The sequence below is a fragment of the Thermoflexus hugenholtzii JAD2 genome (assembly GCF_900187885.1).
In the GTDB taxonomy this organism is placed as follows: domain Bacteria; phylum Chloroflexota; class Anaerolineae; order Thermoflexales; family Thermoflexaceae; genus Thermoflexus; species Thermoflexus hugenholtzii.
On sequence record NZ_FYEK01000018.1, the window covers coordinates 1 to 22,286 of the forward strand.

A 22,286-nucleotide genomic window follows, 5' to 3' on the forward strand; every position below is an offset into this window, starting at 1 on the left:
GATGGCCTGCATCCCCTCGTAATCGAAGCGGCTGGGGGTAGCCATGGGCGAATCCTCCGGGTGTCAAGTTGCTTCATTAAGATGATAGCCACCAGCCCTCCTCCACCCCGTTCCCATTTTCCGGTTTTCATTGAACGGGTGTGAGGGTATCCCGAAATCCGTCGAAGGGTGCGGGTGTTTCAGGGAACGGAGGATGAGCTGAACGTGGAGAGGGCCTACGCGCTCCGGATCCGCTATGGGGCGGGTTTTGGAGATCGGGGGGCTGGGAGCGTCTCAGATCTCCGGAGGGGCAGTGGGGGTGTCTTTCTGCGGGGGAGGGCTGGGCTCGTGAGCCGGGATCCCGCACCGACATCTCCGGCTGCTGCGGGGAAGGTTGAAGGCGGCGGGCCCAGACAGGCTACCGCGGGGCCCGCTGGGTATCGCCCTTTTGAGCCATCCTGTAATAAGGGGGAGGCGGAGATCCCGGGGGCAAAGCCCTTCTATCCGTGGACTGCGGGGAGGGCACCGGTTTGGAAGGCGGCTTGCCGGCCCGGGACGCGGGGGGAGCGGCTACTTCTCCTCTCGGTAGAGCCGTTCCCGGATGGCCATGATCTCCCGGCGCAGGCGCTCGTTGTGCTCCAGCTCGCTCTGCACCTTCTCGATGCCGTAGAGCACTGTGGTGTGATCGCGGCCCCCGAAGGCCTCGCCGATCTGCGGCAGCGAGGCCCCCGTCTCCTCCCGGGCCAGATACATCGCCACCTGGCGGGGATAGACCAGCTCCTTGTTGCGCCGCGGCCCCCGAATGGCTTCCGCTGAAACCCCGTAGAAATCCGCCACGACCTCGATGATCTGATCGATGGAGAGGGAACGGCGCCGGGGCAGCAGATCCGCCAGGGCCCGGGTGGCCGCCTCCATGGTCAGGGGCAAGCCCATCAACTGCGCGTACGCCACCACCCGGTTCAGCGCCCCCTCCAGCTCCCGGATGTTGCTCTGGATCTGCCGGGCGATGAACTCCATCACATCGTCCGGCACCGGCACGGCCAGCCCTTCAGCCTTCGCCCGCAGGATGGCGATGCGGGTCTCCAAATCCGGCGGCTGGATGTCGGCGATCAGCCCCCACTCGAACCGCGAGCGGAGCCGCTCCTCCAGGGTCACCAGGGCCCGGGGCGGGCGGTCGCTGGAGATCACCAGCTGCTTGCCGTTGCTGTGGAGCGTGTTGAAGGTGTGGAAGAACTCCTCCTGCGTGCTCTCCTTGCCGGCGATGAACTGGATGTCGTCGATCAGCAGCACGTCGATGGAGCGATACTTGTCCCGGAACTGGTCGGTGGTCTGGGCCCGGATGGCGTTGATCAGGTCGTTGGTGAACTCCTCGGAGGAGACGTAGAGCACCCGCAGCCCCTTGCGCAGGCAGACGTGGCCGATGGCGTGCAGCAGGTGGGTCTTGCCCAGCCCCACCCCGCCGTAAATGAAGAGAGGGTTGTAAGTCTGGGCCGGGCGCTCGGCCACCGCCAGGGCCGCCGCATGGGCCAGGCGGTTGCTCGGGCCCACCACGAAAGTCTCGAAGGTGTAGCGGGGGTTCAAACGCTGGGCCCACAGGGAGGCGAGGGAAGCATCCTCCTCGCCCGGGTTGGAGGCGGGGCCCTGGATTCGGCCGTTCTCGTAAACCACGAAGTCCACCGCCACCGGGCGCCCCAGGGCCTCGGCCAGCGCCCGCGCGATCACCGTCCGCAGCCGATGGGCCAGCCAGTCCCGGGCGTAGGCGCTGCGGGCCCCGATGACGAAGGTGTCCCCCCGCACCGAAACCACCTGCGTGCCCTTCACCCAGGTCTCAAAGGTGGGGCGAGGGATCTGTTGTTGCAGCGACTCCAGGACCGTCTGCCAGACCTCGTTTGGGTTCTCGATCCCGAGCATCCCTTCTCCCTCCTCATCCCTGCCGGAGGACGAGCCGGCCGGGGGAGGCCGCCGGAGCCTTCCGGATCCGCATCACGGGCGCGAAGGCCGTGGAGGATGTTCCGGATGGACGTTTCGGATGTTCCCGAAAAGCGGAGGGTGTCGTTCCTCCGGGCGATGCCCTTCTGATTCTACGCGGGGTCCCTGGGGTGGGCAATCCTTCCCCCAGCGGTTTAACCTCCCGGCTGCCCACAGGCTTTTCCACAGCCTGCGCGCCCCCTCTCCGGCGATCGCAGCCGGTTTTCCCCAGAGGGTTCCCCGTTTTGCCAGAGTTATCCACAGAGTTTTCCACAGCGGATCCGGCGGCGGGGCTTGGGGAAGGCGGACCGCCGCTGATCTCCGATCCGGGTGGCGCCGGGCGTGGGCCTGCGGGAAGGAGGGGCGCCGGCGCGCATGGCGGCAGCTGTGGCGATGGTCACGGATCTCCTGAGGGAGGGGCTTCTGCCTCGAGCCTCCGGCTTCGATGAGGCGAGGGGTCGCGGGGAACGCCGCCTCCGCCCTCATCGGTCTTCGTGGGAGGGGCTTCAGCCCCGAACTTCTCGTCTGGAACAGGCATACGGGGCGAGGGGATCCGGCGTCGTCTCGATCCCGCTCCCCCAGGACCTGAAGCCCGGCTATAATCCGGAAGGCCGGAGGCGCGCCTCCGGCGCGGATCCTTCGCAGGCAGGAGGCGGATGTGCGACGGTTGATGGTCACCGGCGGCGCCGGCTTCATCGGGTCCAACTTCGTGCGCTGGACCCTGGAGACGTATCCGGACGCGTATGTGCTGGTGTATGACAAGCTGACCTACGCGGGGAACCTGGACAACCTGAAGGACGTGGCGGAGAGATTCCAGGGGCGCTACGCCTTCATCCGCGGGGACATCTGCGACGCCCGGGCGGTCCGCGAGGCCATCCGCGCCCATCGCATCGAGGCCATCGTCAACTTCGCCGCCGAGTCCCACGTGGATCGCTCCCTGATGGAGCCGGGGAGCTTCGTGCAGACGGACGTCTTCGGGACCTACGTGCTGCTGGAGGCGGCGCGGGCCTTCGGCTTGCGCTACCATCAGGTCTCTACCGACGAGGTCTACGGTGAGGTGCTGGAGGGCGCCTCCACGGAGCGGGATCCCCTGATGCCGCGCAGCCCTTACTCGGCCAGCAAGGCGGGGGCGGATCTCCTCTGCCTGGCCTATTTCACCAGCTTCGGGGTCCCGGTGACCATCACCCGGGGCTCCAACAACATCGGCCCCTATCAGTATCCGGAGAAGTTCGTCCCCCTGTGCATCACCAACGCCATCGACGACGAGCCGCTGCCGGTTTATGGGGATGGCCAGCAGATGCGGGACTATCAATACGTGCTGGATCACTGCGAGGGGATCGATCTGGTGCTGCGGAGGGGGCAGCCGGGGGAGGTCTACAACCTGGGGACGGGGATCTCCACGCCGAACCTCGAGGTGGCGAAGCGGATCCTGGATCTTTTGGGGAAGCCGTATTCGCTGATCCGCCTGGTGCCGGACCGGCCGGGGCACGACCGGCGGTATGCGCTGGATATCTCGAAGATCGTGGCGTTGGGGTGGCGGAGCCGGCACACTTTGGACGAGGCGCTGGAGAAGACGGTGCGCTGGTATGTGGAGAACGAGTGGTGGTGGCGGAAGATCAAATCGGGGGAGTATCGGGAATACTACCGGCGCCAGTATGCGGAACGCCTGGCCCGAAGCCGGCCCGCCTTCTCCGGGTGACCGGTGTCGCCAGAGGTGGGGATACTCTCATTATTCCGCGAATCGGCGGAGAGGGGCGAAAACCGGGGGGATTCGCGGAAATTCGATCCAACCAACCGAAAGGACCCGCCAGATCTGGCGTTCATCGGGTTGTGCATGTCCAGATGTGGGGGGTCCGGGAGGCGATGGAGGGCGCCTTTTCCGCGAATCCCGGATCGGGGCGAAAACCCGGGGGGATTCGCGGCTGGTTAGAACGGTAGGAAAAGAAGCTTGACAGATCCACAGGAAGAGGCTATCATGGAAACCGAAGTCGGGTGGAAGATGGGGGGAAGGAAGAGGCGAGGGGGTGGCAGAGAGGGAAAGAAAAGAAAAACCTTCCTCCGCCCTTGCAGTGCTGAGACCCGTTTTCAGGGGATTGCGACCTGACATTCCTTTGCTGGCGTCGGACCAATCGCATCCGACTTGCAGTGCTGAGACCCGTTTTCAGGGGATTGCGACCCGTTGGAGCTTGCGGACTACCTGGTCCGATTCCTCTCCCACTTGCAGTGCTGAGACCCGTTTTCAGGGGATTGCGACCTGTTCTCGAGGATAACCCTCACCCATCCGGGGAGAATAACCCTTGCAGTGCTGAGACCCGTTTTCAGGGGATTGCGACGGTTGCGAACCAGCAACTCTCCTACGACAGAAAGACCCAGACTTGCAGTGCTGAGACCCGTTTTCAGGGGATTGCGACTTACCACCTCCTTTTCGAGTGTCACTTCTCTTCCTCAGCGCTTGCAGTGCTGAGACCCGTTTTCAGGGGATTGCGACGGGACAACGCTCCGGCTCGGGCTTCGGTTCAGGCTCTTCCCCTTGCAGTGCTGAGACCCGTTTTCAGGGGATTGCGACCGTTAACGATCCCGTAACGGGTGGCCACGTTGTAGGATCGCCTTGCAGTGCTGAGACCCGTTTTCAGGGGATTGCGACTCAATTTGCGGCCAGGCCAAATGGTTGTCCCGATGGGCCTGCTTGCAGTGCTGAGACCCGTTTTCAGGGGATTGCGACGCCCGCTCCTCCTTCTTTATGAAGACTTCTTCTAAACTACCCACTTGCAGTGCTGAGACCCGTTTTCAGGGGATTGCGACAAGATCGATGGCCTCCTCGTTGGTCGCAAACAATAGGGCTAACCTTGCAGTGCTGAGACCCGTTTTCAGGGGATTGCGACGCTTTCTTTCCCTCCTCCTTCGATAGGGCCGCCATAAGAGCGGCTTGCAGTGCTGAGACCCGTTTTCAGGGGATTGCGACGTGTTCTGGGACGACGTAGATCTCACCATCTTCCCTGTTGACTTGCAGTGCTGAGACCCGTTTTCAGGGGATTGCGACGCGCGAGGGCCGGAGGGGTCAATCCAGATTTCATGTAGGCGACTTGCAGTGCTGAGACCCGTTTTCAGGGGATTGCGACTTGATTTGCTCGATTCCTCCCTTAGAAAAGCCAGGGCCAGCTTGCAGTGCTGAGACCCGTTTTCAGGGGATTGCGACGCCTTCTCAACGTCATCCCAGCCCGGGAGGGACTCCCGGACCCTTGCAGTGCTGAGACCCGTTTTCAGGGGATTGCGACCTATTCAGTCGCTTCCCAGGCCGCCGCCAAGAGGCCTGGCTTGCAGTGCTGAGACCCGTTTTCAGGGGATTGCGACACCCGTCCAATTCCGTGGAGCTCGAGATGCCGGAGGGCAATTATGCTTGCAGTGCTGAGACCCGTTTTCAGGGGATTGCGACGGGATCCAGGGCGCCCCGAGCCCGAGGAGGCCATCCAGACTTGCAGTGCTGAGACCCGTTTTCAGGGGATTGCGACTTGCACAAAATATTTAGGGCCCACCTCTCGAGCTTGTCCGCGTCTTGCAGTGCTGAGACCCGTTTTCAGGGGATTGCGACGCCTCGGGCCGGCCCAGGGCCATGCCCCAGGAGATAACTTGCAGTGCTGAGACCCGTTTTCAGGGGATTGCGACGCGATCATGAGGACCAGATGGTTGTGCTCCCGCTTTGTGATCCTTGCAGTGCTGAGATCTGTTTCGGGGGATGGTGAGGGGGGATTTCCTCAAGCGAAGGGGGGATGGGGCACAGCACTAATGCGCCCCTGCGGTTTTCGTCGCCTTTCATCGCCGTCGAATCCGGAGGGCCAGCCGGGAGGTGAGGAGATGTGGAAGACTTCTTCGATCCCGAGGACCTTCACGAGCTGCGGGAGCAGATGGAACGGCTAAAGGAATTCCGCCGACGCCGCAAGGACCACGAGGCCTTGCGCCGTCGGGTGCCAGCAGATCCTCCAGATGCGCTCTGTCCCCTGTGGAACCCGCAAGCCCGTCCGCTCGGAACGCTGATCCCCTGCCTCCGCGCCTTCCGCTCGGCCTTCCTCTCGAGGAGCCGAGGCTTGCCTCCGGCGCCATGGGGAGCGACAGAGGGGGCGATGACGCCGATCACGCTCCCATGCGCCCTTTGTCGCTCGACGTTCCTTCCTCCCGCCCGTCCGCCGGATCTCACTCCGCTTCCATGATCAGGCGCACGGCCATGGTCCGCTCCACGCCCCGCCAGATCAGGAGCGCCTCCTCCCGCGTCCGGCCGCGCGCCCGCACCGTCCGCCGCTCCTTCACCCGCGCCACCCCCAGCCGGATGAGATCCTCCGGGTCCACCGGGATCATCGCCGTGGCGATGCGCGCCCCCTCCGCCGAGAAGGTGCCGGAGAGGGCGATGGCCAGAGGCGGCCGCTCCGCCTCATAGGCCCGCCAGAACCCCGAATCCCGCCCGATCCAGCAGATCACATCCGGCGTCTCCAGGGTCCGCCGTTTCCAGTCCACCAGCCCCACCATGTCGGGGAAGCCCGCCGCCAGATACCCGGCCAGCCGCCGCTCGTCGATGTGCTCCGGGATGGCGCGATCCCATCCCCCATCCTCCTCGGCGAACAGCAGGCGCAGCCGGGATCGCAGGTCCGGCAAATAGATGTGGGCCGCCTCGTCCAGCACCCGGTCGGCGAACCCCTGGGCCCGGGCCTCCTCCGCCGCCGCCGAGGGGTCCTGGGTGTAGCGATGCATGTAGCGGATCAGGGCGCCCAGGGCGGCGTTGAGGTCCCCCTCTCGGTTCGGCGGCGGGCCGTATCCCGGCAGCCGCCACGGCCGCCCCACCGCCAGCAGGGAGACCGCGGCGATCAGGCCGTCGAGGATCTCCTCCGCCTCGCCGGCGGCCCGGGCCACGAGCAGCGGGATGGCGAGTCGAGCGGGAAGACCCAGCTCCAGGATCTGATAGCCCCGCGGCGTGATCCGCCCCCGGGGGTCCAGGGCCTCCAGCCGCCGCAACAGCCGGACCGCCTCCTCTACTGCCTCCCGAGCGGGCGGGTCCGGCAGCGGCAGCTCCCGCACCGAGAGCCCCAGGGCCGCCCCCACCAGCACGATGCGCTCCGGGGAGGTCCGCTGGGTCTCCGGAGGCCGGGCGGCCTCCCGCAGCTCCGCCATCCGGAAGCACCGGATGCAGATCCCCGGCGCGGTCCGGCCCGCCCGGCCTGCCCGCTGGGCGGCCTCCGCCTGGGAGATGGGCACCACCGGCAGCCGGACGAACCCCCGGGTGTCCGCCTCGCTCCGGCGCACCAGCCCCAGGTCCAGCACCAGGCCGGCGTTCATCGTCAGCGACACCCCGGCCAGCTCGGTGCTGACGAAGATGCGGGTGGCGCTGCGGTCGGCCGCCTTCTCGACCACGGCCTCCTGCTCGCTCACGGCCATGGCCCCGTAGAGGGGGATCACCTCATTGCGGAACTGGGCCCGCAGCGCCTCCACGGTGGCCTCGATCTCCCGCACGCCGGGCATGAAGATCAGGGCGTGGAGGGGGATCCCCAGATGGGCGATGCGGATCTCATCCGCCCCGACCTCCACCTGGGTCCCCTGGAACTTGAGCTGGCGGTAGCGGCGGAGGGCCTGGAGGACCACCCGGGCCGGCTGATCGACCCGGGTGGAGAAGCGCACCGGCCACTCGATCAGGCGGATGGGATACTGGGGGGCCGGGAGCTCGATCTCCACGATCTCGTAGCCGAACCGCCGGGCGATGCGGGCGAGGCGCTCCTCCACCCGCTCCATGGTGGCCGACATCACAGCGAAGGGGCGGCCTTCCTTCACGATGAGGGCGAAGGCCAGGTCCCCCTCCATCTGGCGGAGGTGGACCTCATCCACGATGGGGAAGATCTCCGAGAGGCCCTGGCTCAGGATGTATTGGATGAGGATGCCGGTGGTGACGTAGGCCACATGCACGTCGAGCATGCCGTAGGGGAGGGTATGGCTGCCCCGCACGGTGTAGCCCACCCGGCCCCGCAGGATCAGCCGAGGCCCTCCCGCCAGCTCGTAGACATCCGGGTGGAGGTCCGGCGGCAGCTCGTAGACCCCATCGCGGGTGCGGTGGTTCACATACCAGGCCAGGGAGATGGCGGCGGCCCGGGTGGGGACCGCCACCATCGCCGGCTGGTCGGCCCACGCCGCCAGCAGGAAGGGGACCACCGTGGATTTGCCCGATCCCGGCGGCCCCTTCACCAAGACCATGACGCGGGATCCCCGGGGGATCCGATCGAGGGGCGGAGGGATGCTATCCCCCATAGTTGTAGAAGAACAGGGTCAGGGCTTCGATGCCGCGGGCCCAGGTGGGCAGGTGGAGCTTCTCGTTGGGGGCGTGGAAGCGGTCGTCGGGCAGGCCGAAGCCCGTCAGCACCGACTCCACACCCAGGAGCTCCTGGAGCTGCGTGACGATGGGGATGGTGCCGCCTTCCCGCTTGAAGACCGGTCGCCGACCCCAGACCATCTCCAGGGCCTGGGAGAGGGCCTGCACGGCCGGATGCCGGCGGTCGGTGAGGGAAGCCCGCACCCCCGCCATCCGGATCAGCTCCCAGCGCACGGTCCGGGGCGCCCGCTCCTCCAGGTAGCGCCGCAGCTGCTCATAGACCTCGTCGGGATCCTGGTCCGGCACCAATCGCATCGAGATCTTGGCCATGGCGGAAGCGGGCAGCACGGTTTTGGCGCCGGGGCCGGTGAAGCCGGCCAGCAGCCCGTTGACCTCCAGGGTCGGCCGAGCGGTGGCCCGCTCCACCGGCGTGTAGCCGGCCTCTCCCCACAGGGCGGGCGCGCCGGTGTTGCGAAGATAGAAGTCCTCGCCCATGGGCAGGCGGGCCAGCTCCGCCCGCTCCTCCTCGCTCAGGGGGCGGACCCGGTCGTAGAACCCGGGGAGGGTGACCCGGCCTTCGGCATCATGCATGCCGGCGATCAGCTCGCAGAGGACCTGGGCCGGGTTGTGGACCACGCCGCCGTAGAGGCCGGAGTGCAGGTCGTGGGCCGGCCCGTAGATCCGCAGCTCGAAGTAGGCCAGGCCCCGCAGCCCGTAGGTGATGGTCGGCAGGTCCGGGGCGATCATCCCGGCGTCCGGGTTGAGGGAGATGGAGGCCCGGAGCCGGTCCGCGTGGGCGGCCAGGAAGGCGGGGAGGCTGGGGGAGCCGATCTCCTCTTCCCCCTCGATCAGGAACTTCACGTGGACGGGGAGGGGGCCGCTGCGGGCGACGGCCTCGAAGGCGGCGATGGTCGCCATCACCTGGCCCTTCATGTCCGACGCCCCGCGGGCGTAGAGGTTCTCCCCCCGCACCGTGGGCTCGAAGGGCCCGCTCTCCCATTCCTCCAGCGGATCCGGCGGCTGCACGTCATAGTGGCCGTAGACCAGCACGGTGGGGGCGTCGGCCCGCGCCGCCGGGGCCTCCCCGTAGACCACGGGATGGCCGTCGGTGGGCATGATCTCCACATGCGGGGCGCCGGCGGCCCGCAGCCGCTCGGCGACCCAGGCCGCGGCCCGCTCCACGTCAGCGCGATGGGCCGGGTCGGTGGACACCGAGGGGATGCGGAGGAAGTCCTTCAGCTCCTCCAGGAACCGATCCCGGTTCCGCCGGACGTATTCCAGGGCCTGCTGTCGTGGCTCCGTCATCGATGGCCTCCTGCGCGGAAGATCTTAGGTCACCGGAGTCGCCTCAGGATGAGCGACCCCACCGAACCGGGCGGCGATCTCCTCAGAGGAAGGATACGCCTCGCAGCCCATGTAGGCCGCCAGGGTCGGGTGCACGGTGCGGATGGCCTCGTAGATCCGCATGGCGATGTAGCGATAGGCGAAGTGGCCGTTGGGGCCGCCCCGCAGGCGGCACAGGTGATAGGCCTCCCGCAAATTCATGGTCATCAGCACCCGTCGGTAGACAGCGTTGGGCAACACATAGGCCGCCGCCTCCCCGATGGCCGGGTGCATACGCTCCCACAGCGCCATGGCCGCCTCCACGGCCGCCCGATAGGCGGCCCCCAGGCCGGCTTCCTCGATCGCCCGGGGGACCGCGTAGCCGTAGGCGGCGGTCAGGGCCTGGGGCGTCTGGGTCATCATCCGGTGCCGCTTGAGATCATAATAGGCGCCCTCGTCCATCAGGCAATCGAAGGTGTAGACGATGTGCTCCAGCTCCCGGACGGGCGGGTCGAAGGGGCTGCGGCCGCCCAGGGCGGCCTCCAGAACCTCCCGCCGTTCCTCCGGGCGCATCGCCCGGACCTGCCGGAGGGCTCCTTCGTAGCTCACGGCCCGGAACCGGTAGAGGCAGGCGGCGATGAACCGGACCTCCGCCTCCGGGTCCCAGGCGATCAGTCGGACCCCATCCCGGGGTTCGGGGTCTTCGGGGAGGACGCAGGCCCATCGCCGCAGGCGCTCCGCGCTGGTCTGGAGATAGGCGTTGGGCTCGGCGTATTTAAGGAGGGTGGGGACCTCCTGGAGGGCGGCGGCCTTCACCGCTGCGGCGATCTCCCGGACCTCCGCGAGGGGGTGGGAGAGCCATTTACGGAGGCCGTGCTCCAGGGCGCGGGCGTTCACCGTCATCCCCACGTTGGTCAGGGTGGCGGTGGGCAGCAGATAGCGGCAGGCGTCCATGGCCCGGATCCGCAGCCGGGTGCGGTAGGCTCCCTCGCTCTCCTCCGGGCGGCGGGGGAACCAGCCCTCCATCACCCGACGGACGGGCTCCAGGGCGGCGTGGTAGGTCTCGAACAGCCGCGTCATCGTCTCGGCGTAAGCCTCCCGGAAGGGGGAAGCGGCGATCTCCGGCGGCAGGTAGAAAGCCTCCCGGTCGAGGATCTGGAAGCGGGTGGATTTCTCCGTAAAGGAGGCCAGCCGCACCCCTTCGATGGCTTCGGCGGCCAGGCGGGAGATGTTCTCGAAGGCGATGTGGAGGACGGCGTGCTCGGCCACCGAGGCGTGGCCGTAGCCCACGACCCATTTCTCGTGGAACTGGGCGGCGGATTCATCGCTCAGGCCTTCCGCAATCATGTCAAAGGCCTCGGGGCTGCGGCTGGTCTTGGCGAAGGCCACCGCGATGACCTCCGGCCGGTATCTGCGCGGATCTAGCAGGTAGATCCGTCGCTCCCGCATGCCGCTCCTCCTTTCCGGGTCAGGCATCGCTCTGCCATGCTATCACAAGGCCGCGCCATGGGGGCTTCGCTGGGAGGCTTTCTTGATGCGTCGAATGAATTCGACCTGTGGGACCTACGGCCGATGGTCGGCCTGCGCCGACCGGAAAGGCATTCTTTGCGTCGGCGGAGGCCGACGCCTGGCGCGAGAGCGCCTTAGAAGGCCGATTTCAATCGGCGCAGAAGCCTTAGCCGGTGGCCGGCCTGCAAGGCGGACGAACACATTCGTGCATTCGTGCCCTAATTCGTGGACGGCCTCCCTCCTCCCTGCACGTCTCGCGGTTTTCCACAGAGAGGGAGCCACATCGGTTATGATTGAGGAGGGAACCCATTCCGCGCGGCCCGGGCCACCGGGCCGCGCGATCCTCAACCCGACGAGGTGGCCCCATGCGCGCGGTGGAGATCATCGAGAAAAAGCGCGACGGCGACGAGCTGAGTCCGGAGGAGATCCGGTTCTTCGTCGAGGGCTTCACACGAGGGGAGATCCCGGACTACCAGGCCGCCGCTTTCCTGATGGCCGTTTACTTCCGCGGGATGACGCCCCGGGAGACGGCGGATCTCACCCTGGCCATGGCCTACTCCGGGCGGGTGCTGGATCTCCACGATATCGCCCCGGTGGTGGTGGACAAGCACTCCACGGGCGGGGTGGGCGACAAGGTCAGCCTGGTGGTGGTGCCCCTGGTGGCCGCCGCCGGCCTGCCCGTGGGCAAGATGAGCGGCCGGGGCCTCTCCTTCACCGGCGGGACCATCGACAAGCTGGAGTCCATCCGGGGCTTCCGGGTGGAGCTCACCGTGGAGGAGTTCCGGGAGCAGCTCCGGCGGGTCGGCGCCGTCCTCTGCGGCCAGTCGGCCGATTTGGCGCCGGCGGATGGGAAGTTCTATGCCCTGCGGGACGTCACCGGGACCGTCCCCAGCATCCCGCTGATCGCTGCTTCGATCATGAGCAAGAAGATCGCCGCCGGGGCCGACGCCATCGTGCTGGACGTCAAGGTCGGCAACGGCGCCTTTATGAAGACCCTGGAGGACGCGCGGGCCCTGGCCCAGCGGATGGTCGACATCGGATCCGCGCTGGGCCGGCGGGTGGTGGCGGTGATCTCGGATATGAACCAGCCCCTGGGCGAGGCGGTCGGCAACGCCCTGGAGGTGAAGGAGGCCATCGCCACGCTGCGGAGCGATGGGCCGCGGGATTTCCGGGAGCACTGCCTGACCATCGCTGCCTACATGCTGTATCTGGGCGGCCGGGCGGGGAGCGTGGCGGAGGGCCGTCGGCTGGCGGAGGAGACGCTGTCCTCCGGAGCGGCCTGGGAGAAGTTCCGGGCCCTGGTGGCCGCCCAGGGCGGGGAAGTGGAGCAGATCGAGGAGCCGGAGCGCCTCCCCCGGGCCCGCCTGATCCGGGAGATCCCGGCGCCCGCCGATGGATACATCGTCGAGATGCGGGCATACGAAGTCGGCATGGCCGCGGTGGCCCTGGGGGCCGGACGGACGAAGAAGGGGGAGCCCATCGACCCCGCGGTGGGGATCCTGGTCCATCGCAAGGTGGGCGATCCGGTGCGGCGGGGTGAGCCCCTGTTCACGGTGCACGCCAACGCAGAGGAGCGGCTCGCGGAGGCGCAGGCCTGGCTCTCCCGGGCGGTGCGCATCCAAGAGGCCCCTGTCCCGCCGCTGCCTCACGTTTATGAGACGATCCCTGCGGGGATCGGATAGCGGATGGCTTCGGCCGGAGGGCTCCCGGATTTCCGATGGGGGGGAGGATGTGGCGTTCCCACGCAGGGGCCGCGTTCGGGTTGATCGGTGCGGGCGGGTTGATGGCCCTGTTCACCCTCTGGCGCCTGTATCCGGATCTGGCGCTCGCGCGCCTGCTGATGGTGGCGGGGATGGGTCTGATGGCCTGGGGGCTGCTCTGGTTTCCGATGGCGCTCCTTCACCGGCGAGGGGAGGAGGGGGCACCGCCACGATGGGAGCGGATCTGGCGGCGCAGTGCGTGGGGAGGCCTCGGAATCGCAGCCCTGACGCTGTTGTGGCTCCAGCGGGCCCTACGGCCGGAATGGCTCGCCCTGTTCGCGACCTTGCTGCTCGGCGCCGAGCTCTTGTGGTGGGCCACCGAGCCGGACGCGGGGCACATCGAATGAATCCGGCCTGGTGAGGCCTTCGGCCGACGGTCAGCATAGGCCGACCGGAAAGGGATTCTTGGCGTGGGCGGAGGCCGACGCTTGGGCGCGAGGCGCTTTGGGAGGCCGATTTCCAACGCCTTTGTTTCCTATAGGAGGGGCTTTAGCCCCGAACCTCTGTTTTCGAGATAGCAGGGTCGCGGCCGAAGTCGCTCCTGCAGCGTTAGTTTTTCCGTGGGAGCCGCCGATCTCGTGGCAGGAGGGGCTTTCAAGAATGTTCCCAGCTAAGGCCGCTCCCACCCTGCTGAGCAAGGGGGCGGCTGTGGGGAATAGCGGATCGGACCTGTAACCGGAGGAACGGTGGGGATGGATCCCCGTCGGGAGCTGCCCAGCGTGGATCGGCTGCTGCGGGCGGAGGGCGCGGCGCCCCTCGTGGCGGCCTTTGGCCGTGATGTCGTCGCCGACGCCCTGCGGGAGGCCCTGACGGAGTTCCGCGCGAAGCTCCGGCCGGGCGACCCCCCGCCGTCCGAGCGGGCCGTTCTGGAGCGGGCCGCCGCCCTTCTGGCCTGCTGGCACACCCCCCGCCCGCGCCCGGTGATCAACGCCACCGGGGTGATCTTGCACACCAACCTGGGCCGCGCGCCCCTCTCCGAGGCCGCCCTGGAGGCCATTCGGGCCGCCGCGGCCTACAGCGACCTGGAGTTCGATCTGGAGAAAGGGGAGCGGGGGGAGCGTCAGGCCGCGGTGGAGGAGCTCCTGCGTCGGCTCACCGGGGCCGAAGCCGCCCTGGTGGTCAACAACAACGCGGCGGCGGTGCTGCTCGCCCTCACCGTCATGGCCCGGGGGCGCGGGGTCCTGATCTCCCGGGGCCAGCTCATCGAGATCGGCGGCGGCTTCCGCATCCCTGAGGTGATGGCCCAGAGCGGCGCGCGCCTGATCGAGGTCGGCACCACCAACCGGACCCACCTCCGCGATTATGAAGAGCCCCTCGCCCGGGGGGAGGACATCGCCCTCATTCTCCATGCCCACCATAGCAACTTCCGCATGATCGGCTTCGTCTCCGAGGTGCCCCTGGCTGAGCTGGTGGCCCTCGGGGCCCGTTACGACGTCCCGGTGATGGACGATTTGGGGAGCGGGGCGCTGCTGGACACGGCGGCCTTCGGCCTGGCCCACGAGCCGATGGTGCAGGAGAGCGTCGCGGCAGGCGCGGCGGTGGTTTGCTTCAGCGGCGACAAGCTGCTGGGAGGCCCTCAGGCCGGGATCTTGGTGGGAAAGCGGGAGCTTCTGGCCCGTATGCGGCGGCATCCGCTGATGCGCGCCCTGCGCCCGGACAAGCTCACGCTGGCCGCCCTGAGCGCCACCCTCATCCATTACCTCAAAGGGGAAGCCACCCGGGAGATCCCGGTCTGGCGGATGATCGCCACGCCCCTGGAGGAGCTGGAGGGACGAGCCCAGGCCTGCGCCGCCCGGCTCCGGGCCGAAGGGATCCCCGCGGAGGTCCGCCCGACCCGTTCCACCATCGGCGGGGGCAGCCTCCCCGGCGAAACTCTGCCCAGCGCCGCCCTGGTCCTGCGGCCGCCGGACCCCGAGGCGCTGGTGGCCGCGTTACGTCGAGCGGATCCGCCCATCATCGCCCGGGTTCAGGAGGACGCGGTGTGGCTGGATCTGCGCACCGTGCGCCCGGATCAGGAGGACGCGCTCCTGCGGGGGATCCGCCTGGCGTGGTCGCGAGTCGGAGCGCAGGGGGAATCATGAGCGTTCCGGCGATCGCTCAAATGTTTCCTTGGTTGAAAGGCGTGGCTTTCATCCTCACCCATCGGCTTCAATGCTCATGAAGCATGAGGACTTCGAGGGGATGTTCCGGCGCGTGCTGGAGGAGGGCCTGAGCGGGCTGGGGTGGACCCTGCCGGAGTCGGCCCTGGAGGCCATGGCGCGCTACGCCCGCATGGTGCGGGAGTGGAACGAGCGGATCAACCTCACCACCCTCGTGGATCCGGAGGCCATGGCCGCCCGCCATTTCATCGACTCGCTGACCGCCCTGATGGTCCTGCGGGAGCCCGGATGGCCGCCCGCGCCCGCGCAGTGGCCGGCGCGCCGGCTGGCCGACATAGGGAGCGGCGCCGGGTTCCCCGGCCTGGCGCTGAAGCTGGCCTGGCCGGCCCTCGAGGTCACCCTGATCGAGTCCGTGGGGAAAAAGGCTCGCTTCCTCGAGGCGGTGGCGCAGGAGCTCGGGCTGGACGGCGTGACGGTGCTGGCGCGCCGGGCCGAGGAGGTGGGACAGGATCCGGCGCACCGCGAGCGCTACGACATCGCCATCGCCCGCGCCGTGGCCGCTCTCCCCGTTCTCCTGGAATATCTGCTCCCCCTGGTTCGGGTGAATGGGATGGCGGTGGCGATGAAGGGGGCGGAGGTGGAGGAGGAGCTGGCGGCAGCCCGGGGGGCATTGGAGCGGTTGGGCGGTCGGCTTCGGGAGCGCCGGGAGGTGGCCTGGCCGCCCCATCTTCCCCCGCGGACGTTGCTGGTCTTCGAGAAAGCGGCGCCCACGCCGGCCGGCTACCCCCGGCGGCCGGGGATCCCGGAGAAACGTCCGCTTCGTTGAGGGGAAAAGTTAGGAGGCGTGCCGATGGGGGCGATCCGTCTGATCGCTGCGTTAACCCTGCGCGAGGTGTCGCGCCGCCGGCTGGTGCTGGCGGCCTTCGGCCTGGGGGCCGCCTTCCTGCTCCTCTTCGGCCTCGGCATGGCCCTGGTCCATCGGGAGCTCACCCGCTTCGGCCCCCCAGACCCCCGGGCTCGGGAGGAGGCGGTGGGGTTCCTGATGCTGGCAGCCCTCTATGTGGCGAACTTCCTGATCATCATGGCCGCGGTCATCGGGACGGCGGATGCCATCGCCGGGGAGATCGCCTCGGGGGTGATCCAGGCGGTGGCGGCGCGGCCGGTGGCCCGCTCCCAGATCCTCCTGGGCAAGTTCCTCGGGCATGCCCTCTGGTTGCTCCTCTACGCCCTGGGGCTGGGAGGTGGGATCATGGGCTTGACGGCCCTGATCACGGGGTGGATCCCATCGGGGTGGGCCCGAGGGCTCGCCCTCCTCGCCCTCGAGGCCCTGGTCCCCCTCTCCCTTTCGTTCTGGGGAGGGACCTGGCTGTCGAGCCTGGCCAATGGGGCGTTGGGGCTGGGTCTCTATGGCGTGGCGTTCGTCGGGGGATGGATGGAGCAGGTGGGGAGCCTGATCGGGCAGCCGGTCGTGATGGACCTGGGGATCCTGGCCTCGTTGCTGATGCCGGCGGAGGCCATCTGGCGGCGCACGGCCTATGAGCTCCAGAGCCCCCTCGCCCGCCTGGCCGGCTTCAATCCGTTCACCGCCGCCACCATCCCCAGCGACCGGATGCTCCTCTACGCCGTCCTCTACATCGTCTTCTTCCTCGCCCTGGCTGTCTATCAGTTCGAGCGCCGGGACCTGTGAGGCCGGGATCCGGGAGTAGGGGCGACCGGCCAGTCGCCCCTACCGGCCCCGCACATCCGAAACCCGTCGACCAGGAACCGATCCCCCGGCCCCCTGATCCGTTCTGCATCTGGAAAAACCGGAAAGCCCTGGGAGCGAATCGGAGGATCTTCCGGCCCCTTAGGACCAGTGGGGCCCGATGTGGGTCTCCACGTCCAGCGGCACGCGCAGGGGGTAGGCGTTCCGCATCCGTTCGTCCACCAGCGCCCGGACGATCTCGACCTCCTCCTCGGGCACCTCGAACACCAGCTCGTCGTGAACCTGCATAATCATGCGGGTCCGCAGGCCCTGCTCCCGGATGGCCTGGTCGATCCGGATCATAGCGATCTTGATGATGTCCGCAGCGCTGCCCTGGATGGGGGCGTTGATGGCCTCCCGCTCCGCCTTCCGGCGCACGGCCTCCGGGAGCCGGCGTGGGGGCTGCCCGGGCGCCGCCGGCATCAGCTCCGGGAAGTAGCGCCGGCGTCCCAGGAGGGTCTCCACATACCCCTGTCGGGCGACCCGTTCCTTGATCGTCTCGATGTAGACCTTCACCCGGGGGAAGGCGGTGAAATACTGCTGGATGAACCGCTCCGCCTCGCGCCGCGAGACCCCCAGCTGCTGGGCCAGCCCATGGGCGCTCATCCCGTAGATCAGCCCGTAGTTGATCCGTTTGGCGAAGTTGCGCTGCTCCTCCGTCACCTGCTCCAGCGGGATCCCGAAGGCCTTCGCCGCTGTGGCCCGGTGGATGTCCTCTCCCGCCCGGAAGGCCGCGATCAGCCCGGGATCCCCGGTGATGTGGGCCAGGATGCGCAGCTCGATCTGCGAGTAATCAGCGGAAAGGAGCACGCAGCCCGGCGGGGCGATGAAGGCCCGTCGGATCTGTTTGCCCAGCTCGGTGCGGATGGGGATGTTCTGGATGTTCGGATCGCTGGCCGAGATGCGCCCGGTCACCGTCCCGGTCTGGTGATAAATGGGATGGATCCGGCCGGTATCCGGATGGATCATCCGCGGCAGGGCGTCCACGTAGGTGCTCTTCAGCTTGGCCAGCTGCCGGTATTCCAGGATGAGCTCGATCACCGGATGCGCCCCCCGCAGGCTCTCCAGCACCTCGCTGGAGGTCGAATACATCCCCGTCCCGGTCCGCGGCACGTCGGCGGTGGGCAGCTGCAGCTTGCCGAACAGGGCATCGGAAAGCTGGCGCGGGGAGTCCAGGTTGAACGGATATCCCACCCAGCGGTAGATCTCCTGGGCCAGGGTCTGGATCCGTTTCTCAAACTCGACGGACATCTGCTGCAGCAGGGGGACGTCGATCAGGATCCCGGTCTGCTCCATCCGGACCAGCACGGGGATGAGGGGGATCTCGATCTCGGCGAAGAGCTTCCACAGCCCCTGCCGCCGCAGCTCCTCCTCCTGAACCCGGGCGATGCGCAGGGTGAGATCGGCGTCGGCCGCGGCGTAAGGGGCGGCGGCGGAGACCGGGACGTCGGCGAAGGAGCGCTGGCCCTTCCCTTTCCCGATCAACTGCTCGATGGAGGTCATCTCCACGCCCAGCCGGAGCCACGCCAGATGCTTCAGGTTGAGGCCGTAGGCGGCCGGGTTCAGCACCCATTCAGCGACCATCGTATCGAAGGCCAGCCCCTCCACCTCCACCCCGTGGCGGGCCAGGATCAGCATGTCGAACTTGGCGTGATGGGCCACCTTGGGGCGCCCCGGGTCGCTCAGGACAGGCCCCAGGACCTCCAGAACCCGGCGGAGGGGCAGCTGGGGGGTGCCGTCCCGATGGCCGACCGGGACGTAATAGCCCCGCCCTTCCTCCACGGCGAAGGAGAGGCCCACCAGGCCCGCCCGCATCGGGGAGAGGGCGTCGGTCTCCACATCGAAGGCGAAGCGGGGCGCGCGCTCCAGGGCCTCCCGCAGCGCGGCCAGCCCGGCCTCATCGGTCACCACCGTGGCCTCCGTCGGGCGGGGCAGGTGCTCCGTCCGCAGCGGAGGGACCGTTAAGGGCTGGACCACGGCGGGCCCGATGGGCTCCGGGAAAAGGGTGGGCTGGCGGGCCGGTCCCGGAGGGGCCTCCGGAGGCTTCTCCTCCGAAGGGGTCGCGCCGTTCGGGAGACGGGGGATCAGGCTCCGGAACTCCAGCTCCTGGAAGAGAGCCAGAACCGCCTCCCGGTTGTAGCGTCCGACCCGGCACGCCTCCCAGTCCACCGCGATCGGGGCGTCGGTGCGGATGCGGACCAGCTCCTTGCTCAGGAAGGCCTGCTCCCGGCCGGCCTCCAGCAGCCGCCGCACCCGCTCCGGCTGGATCTCGTCCAGATGGGCGTAGACGTTCTCCAGGGAGCCGTAGCGCTTCAGCAGCTCGGTGGCCGTGCGCTCCCCGATCCCGCGCACGCCGGGGACGTTGTCGCTGGGGTCGCCGGTGAGGGCTTTGAGGTCCACCAGCTGATGGGGCTCCAGGCCGTAGCGCTCCCGGATGGCCTGCACGTCGTAGATCACGATGTCATCGAAGTGGCGGCGAGAGGTGAGCACCCGGATGCCCGGGCGGATCAGCTGGAAGGTGTCCGTGTCGCCGGTGACGATGAGGACCTCCATGCCCCGCTCGAGGGCCTGGCGGGCGGCGGTGCCGATCACATCGTCCGCCTCGTAGCCCTCCGCGGCCAGGATGGGGATGGCGAAGGCTTCGATGATCTGCCGGATGCGGGCCAGCTGGGTGTCGAAATCGGAGGGGCGCTCAGCCCGCGTCGCCTTGTATTCGGCGAAGGCCTCGTGGCGGAAGGTGCGCCCCACATCGAAGGCCACGGCCATGTAGTCCGGGCGGTGCTCCCGCCAGACCTTCAAGAGCATCGAAGTGAAGCCGTAGACCGCATGGGTCGGCTCCCCCTTGCGGGTCTGCAAGCCCTGCCGTAACAGGGCGTAATACGCCCGGTAAGCCAGAGAATGTCCATCCACCAGCACCACCAGGGATCCCATACCACGTCCTCCCTATCCAATCCGAAGCCCCTGCCGGCTTCTTATTGTAACCCTGGGCGGCCCTTCGTTCCCGGCATCTCAGATCTCGCCGTGGAATCACGGCGGGGGCCGCTCCGAGGGCCCGCGGGCCGAAGGCCTTCACGCCGATTGGAAATTGGCCTCCCCAGGCGTTGCGCGCCGGGCGTCGGCCCTCGCCGACGCAAAGGGCGCCTTTCCGGTCGGCGCAGGCCGACCGATGGCCGGAGGCCCCCTGAGGTCGAATTCATTCGACGCCCAAGGCGAGGCCTCCCAAGGCCGAAGGGGAGGCCACGGCGGCTTGTGCCGGGGCGCGTTCCTCCGTCGCTCGCGTTTGCCTGGGAGCGAGGAATTGCTTACTATAAGAAGCCAACCGGCTGATCCATGCGCCGGTCCCTGATGGAACTTCAACCCTCCCGGAGCGTGCAGGATGGCTGCGGTGCATCGACAGCGGGTGAAAGCCGTGCGCCGCCTTATGGCGGAAAAGAAGGTCGAGGCCTTCCTGGTCACCTACCTCCCCAACGTCCGCTATCTCTCCGGGTTCACCGGCTCCGCCGCGGTCCTCTGCATCACGCCCCGTGGCGCCTGGATCCTCACGGATTTCCGTTACTGGGAGCAGGCGGCCCACCAGGCCCCCGATTTCACCTTGTATCGGCTCCCGAGCCGCCGCTTCTCCGAGATCCTGCCGGAGTTCCTGAAGAAGATCGGCTCGCCGCAACGCATCGCCTTCGAGAGCGCCCGGGTCACGGTGGATCAGTGGAAAAGCTGGAAAAAGGCCGTCCCGAAGGTGAGGTGGATTCCGACCCGGGACTGGGTGGAGAGCTTGCGGGCGGTGAAAGATGAGGAGGAGCTGGCCCGCATCCGGGAGGCCGCCCGCATCGCCGATGCCACCATGGCCTATCTGCGTCGCCGCTTGCGCCCGGGGATGACGGAGCGCGAGGCCGCCTGGCTGGCGGAGCAATACCTGCGCACCCACGGAGGGGAAGATGTGGCCTTCGACATCCTGGTGGCCTCCGGGCCGAACGCGGCCATGGCCCACCACCACCCGGGGGACCGTCCCCTGAAGGTCGGTGAGCCCATCGTGGTGGACCTGGGGGCGCGGGTGGACGGCTATCACTCCGATCTCACCCGCACCTTCATCCTGGGCCGCATGCCCCGGCGCTTCCGGGAGATCTATGACATCGTCCTGCGCGCCCAGGAGGCCGCCATCCGCCATATGCGGGCCGGGATGCCGGGCAAGGAGATCGATGCGCTGGCGCGCGCCGTCATCGAGGAGGCGGGCTACAAGGACGCCTTCGGCCACGGCCTGGGCCACGGGGTGGGCCTGGAGATCCACGAGAAGCCCTCGGCCGGGCCCATCGCGGAAGACCCGGTGCCCGCCGGCGCTGTCCTCACCGTGGAGCCCGGGATCTACCTGAGCGGCTGGGGTGGCGTGCGCATTGAAGACATGGTGGTCGTAGGCGAAGATGGGGTCCGGGAGATCCTTACGCATGCCTCCCGCGACCCCCTGATCCCGGTGCGCGGATAGCGACCCCCAAGATCCGGAAGGAGGTCCGCCGTGGGAACGATCCTGCAGGCCGTTGGGATCCTGCTCCAACCTTACCGTCAGAGGCTGCTCATCGGAGGAGCCCTCTTCCTGGTCGGCCTGGCCCTCGGGCTGATCTATGGCTGGTATATCGCCCCGGTGGAGTGGACGGATGCCGCCCCTGTAGATCTGCGGGCGGATTACCGGGCGAACTATCTGCGCCTGCTGGCGGACGCCACTCGGGCGGGTTTTCTGCGGGTGGAGGAGAGCACGGGCTGGCTGGGCCAGCGCTGGAACCCCCGGGACGCCGCCCGGGAGATCCGGCGCCTGGCCGCCCAGGAGACGGATCCCGCACGTCGCGCCACGATGGAGCAGCTGGCCGCGGCGTGGGAGCAGGCCCCTGCGCCTCCCACGCCCACCCAGGGCGGGATCCCGGCTTTCTGCCTGGCGGGGCTGGCCGGCCTGATCCTCATCGGGATCGCCTTCTTCCTCCTACGCCGTCGCGCTCCTCAAGCCGTCCCGCGGCGCCTGACGCCCGCCCCCGCGGCGGCTCCGGCTGGCCCGATGCGAACCCCGGCTGCCCCCGAGCCGCCGGTGCCCATCGAGGCCTATCCGGCCGTCGGAGCGCCTCCCCTGGCGCAACGGCAAGTGACCTACAAGCTGGGGGATGATCACTTCGACCTCTCCTTCCCCATCGAGCTGCCCAACGGGGAGTTCCTGGGCGAGTTCGGCGTGGGGATCTCCGAGACCATCGGCGTGGGGGACCCGGCCAAGGTGACCGCCTTCGAGGTCTGGCTCTTCGACAAGAACGACATCAAAACCGTGACCAAGGTGCTGGCCAGCGAGCACGCCTATCGGGACACTGCCCTTCAGGCCCGCTTGCGGCAGAAGGGGGACCTGGTGCTGGCCTCCCCCGGGGCCATTGTGGAGCTGGAAACCCAGGGCCTCCGGCTTCAGGCCCGCGTGGCGGAGCTGGAGTATGGCAGCGGCGCGCTGCCGCCCAACAGCTTCTTCAGCCGCCTTACCCTGGACCTGGCGGCGTGGCGTAAAGAGGAGGAAGAGACCGCCTGAGCCCGGCGGCGGACAGGCG

General features: G+C 68.2%; 13 protein-coding genes and 1 CRISPR repeat array. Of the genes, 8 read left to right on the top strand and 5 right to left on the bottom strand.

The window, feature by feature from the left end; translation table 11 throughout:
• Positions 1-549 precede the first annotated feature (549 nt).
• A complete protein-coding gene (gene dnaA, locus CFB18_RS04200) occupies positions 550-1,890 on the bottom strand; it encodes a chromosomal replication initiator protein DnaA (protein WP_088570557.1) in 1,341 nt (446 codons plus the stop codon).
• A gap of 715 nt (positions 1,891-2,605) precedes the next feature.
• Between dnaA and rfbB the strand changes: the two genes are divergently transcribed.
• Positions 2,606-3,646 (top strand): dTDP-glucose 4,6-dehydratase, encoded by a 1,041-nt coding sequence (gene rfbB, locus CFB18_RS04205; RefSeq protein WP_088570558.1) that lies wholly within the window; start codon positions 2,606-2,608, stop codon positions 3,644-3,646.
• Positions 3,647-4,010: 364 nt separating this feature from the next.
• Positions 4,011-5,610: a CRISPR direct-repeat array (repeat unit 37 nt; unit sequence CTTGCAGTGCTGAGACCCGTTTTCAGGGGATTGCGAC).
• A gap of 525 nt (positions 5,611-6,135) precedes the next feature.
• On the opposite strand, the gene CFB18_RS04215 is transcribed toward rfbB, so the two are convergent.
• From CFB18_RS04215 to CFB18_RS04225, 3 genes are read right to left on the bottom strand one after another with little or no spacing between them, the layout of a single operon-like run.
• Positions 6,136-8,175 (bottom strand): helicase-related protein, encoded by a 2,040-nt coding sequence (locus tag CFB18_RS04215; RefSeq protein WP_143597512.1) that lies wholly within the window; start codon positions 8,173-8,175, stop codon positions 6,136-6,138.
• Positions 8,176-8,218: 43 nt separating this feature from the next.
• Positions 8,219-9,595: a dipeptidase gene (locus CFB18_RS04220; RefSeq protein ID WP_088570561.1), complete on the bottom strand. Its 1,377-nt coding sequence runs from the start codon at positions 9,593-9,595 to the stop codon at positions 8,219-8,221.
• 24 nt (positions 9,596-9,619) lie between these two features.
• Positions 9,620-11,062: an FAD-dependent thymidylate synthase gene (locus tag CFB18_RS04225; protein ID WP_159461570.1), complete on the bottom strand. Its 1,443-nt coding sequence runs from the start codon at positions 11,060-11,062 to the stop codon at positions 9,620-9,622.
• 425 nt (positions 11,063-11,487) lie between these two features.
• Here CFB18_RS04225 and CFB18_RS04230 point away from each other — a divergent pair, with 425 nt between their 5' ends.
• The 5 genes from CFB18_RS04230 to CFB18_RS04250 all read left to right on the top strand — a co-directional run bounded on the left by CFB18_RS04230 (position 11,488) and on the right by CFB18_RS04250 (position 16,668).
• Entirely contained in the window at positions 11,488-12,804 is a 1,317-nt protein-coding gene (locus CFB18_RS04230) for a pyrimidine-nucleoside phosphorylase (RefSeq protein WP_088570563.1), read from the top strand.
• 47 nt (positions 12,805-12,851) lie between these two features.
• Positions 12,852-13,229: a hypothetical protein gene (locus CFB18_RS04235; protein WP_088570564.1), complete on the top strand. Its 378-nt coding sequence runs from the start codon at positions 12,852-12,854 to the stop codon at positions 13,227-13,229.
• Positions 13,230-13,574: 345 nt separating this feature from the next.
• Positions 13,575-14,963, top strand: coding sequence for an L-seryl-tRNA(Sec) selenium transferase (gene selA / locus CFB18_RS04240; protein WP_088570565.1), 1,389 nt, complete (start codon positions 13,575-13,577; stop codon positions 14,961-14,963).
• 100 nt (positions 14,964-15,063) lie between these two features.
• The gene (rsmG, locus tag CFB18_RS04245; protein ID WP_088570636.1) at positions 15,064-15,807 is read left to right on the top strand and encodes a 16S rRNA (guanine(527)-N(7))-methyltransferase RsmG; all 744 of its coding nucleotides are present in this window, start codon (positions 15,064-15,066) and stop codon (positions 15,805-15,807) included.
• Between the two features lie 24 nt (positions 15,808-15,831).
• Positions 15,832-16,668 carry an ABC transporter permease subunit gene (locus CFB18_RS04250; RefSeq protein ID WP_088570566.1) on the top strand — a complete coding sequence of 279 codons (837 nt, stop codon included), beginning with the start codon at positions 15,832-15,834 and terminating at the stop codon, positions 16,666-16,668.
• Between the two features lie 159 nt (positions 16,669-16,827).
• Here CFB18_RS04250 and polA read toward each other — a convergent pair whose 3' ends face one another.
• Positions 16,828-19,656 (bottom strand): DNA polymerase I, encoded by a 2,829-nt coding sequence (gene polA / locus CFB18_RS04255; protein WP_088570567.1) that lies wholly within the window; start codon positions 19,654-19,656, stop codon positions 16,828-16,830.
• A gap of 445 nt (positions 19,657-20,101) precedes the next feature.
• Between polA and CFB18_RS04260 the strand changes: the two genes are divergently transcribed.
• Positions 20,102-21,199: a M24 family metallopeptidase gene (locus CFB18_RS04260; protein WP_088570568.1), complete on the top strand. Its 1,098-nt coding sequence runs from the start codon at positions 20,102-20,104 to the stop codon at positions 21,197-21,199.
• 30 nt (positions 21,200-21,229) lie between these two features.
• On the top strand, positions 21,230-22,267 hold the full coding sequence (locus CFB18_RS04265) for a hypothetical protein (protein ID WP_088570569.1): 1,038 nt from the start codon (positions 21,230-21,232) through the stop codon (positions 22,265-22,267).
• The last annotated feature ends 19 nt before the right edge of the window (positions 22,268-22,286 follow it).

What these genes read in the sequence shown, in the direction of transcription:
- CFB18_RS04225 (WP_159461570.1), bottom strand. Translation starts at nt 11,062, where the DNA reads ATGCGGGAGCGACGGATCTACCTGCTAGATCCGCGCAGATACCGGCCG.
- CFB18_RS04250 (WP_088570566.1), top strand. Translation starts at nt 15,832, where the DNA reads ATGGGGGCGATCCGTCTGATCGCTGCGTTAACCCTGCGCGAGGTGTCG.
- rsmG (WP_088570636.1), top strand. Translation starts at nt 15,064, where the DNA reads ATGTTCCGGCGCGTGCTGGAGGAGGGCCTGAGCGGGCTGGGGTGGACC.
- CFB18_RS04235 (WP_088570564.1), top strand. Translation starts at nt 12,852, where the DNA reads ATGTGGCGTTCCCACGCAGGGGCCGCGTTCGGGTTGATCGGTGCGGGC.
- CFB18_RS04220 (WP_088570561.1), bottom strand. Translation starts at nt 9,595, where the DNA reads ATGACGGAGCCACGACAGCAGGCCCTGGAATACGTCCGGCGGAACCGG.
- CFB18_RS04260 (WP_088570568.1), top strand. Translation starts at nt 20,102, where the DNA reads ATGGCTGCGGTGCATCGACAGCGGGTGAAAGCCGTGCGCCGCCTTATG.
- dnaA (WP_088570557.1), bottom strand. Translation starts at nt 1,890, where the DNA reads ATGCTCGGGATCGAGAACCCAAACGAGGTCTGGCAGACGGTCCTGGAG.
- CFB18_RS04215 (WP_143597512.1), bottom strand. Translation starts at nt 8,175, where the DNA reads ATGGTCTTGGTGAAGGGGCCGCCGGGATCGGGCAAATCCACGGTGGTC.
- polA (WP_088570567.1), bottom strand. Translation starts at nt 19,656, where the DNA reads ATGGGATCCCTGGTGGTGCTGGTGGATGGACATTCTCTGGCTTACCGG.
- selA (WP_088570565.1), top strand. Translation starts at nt 13,575, where the DNA reads ATGGATCCCCGTCGGGAGCTGCCCAGCGTGGATCGGCTGCTGCGGGCG.
- CFB18_RS04230 (WP_088570563.1), top strand. Translation starts at nt 11,488, where the DNA reads ATGCGCGCGGTGGAGATCATCGAGAAAAAGCGCGACGGCGACGAGCTG.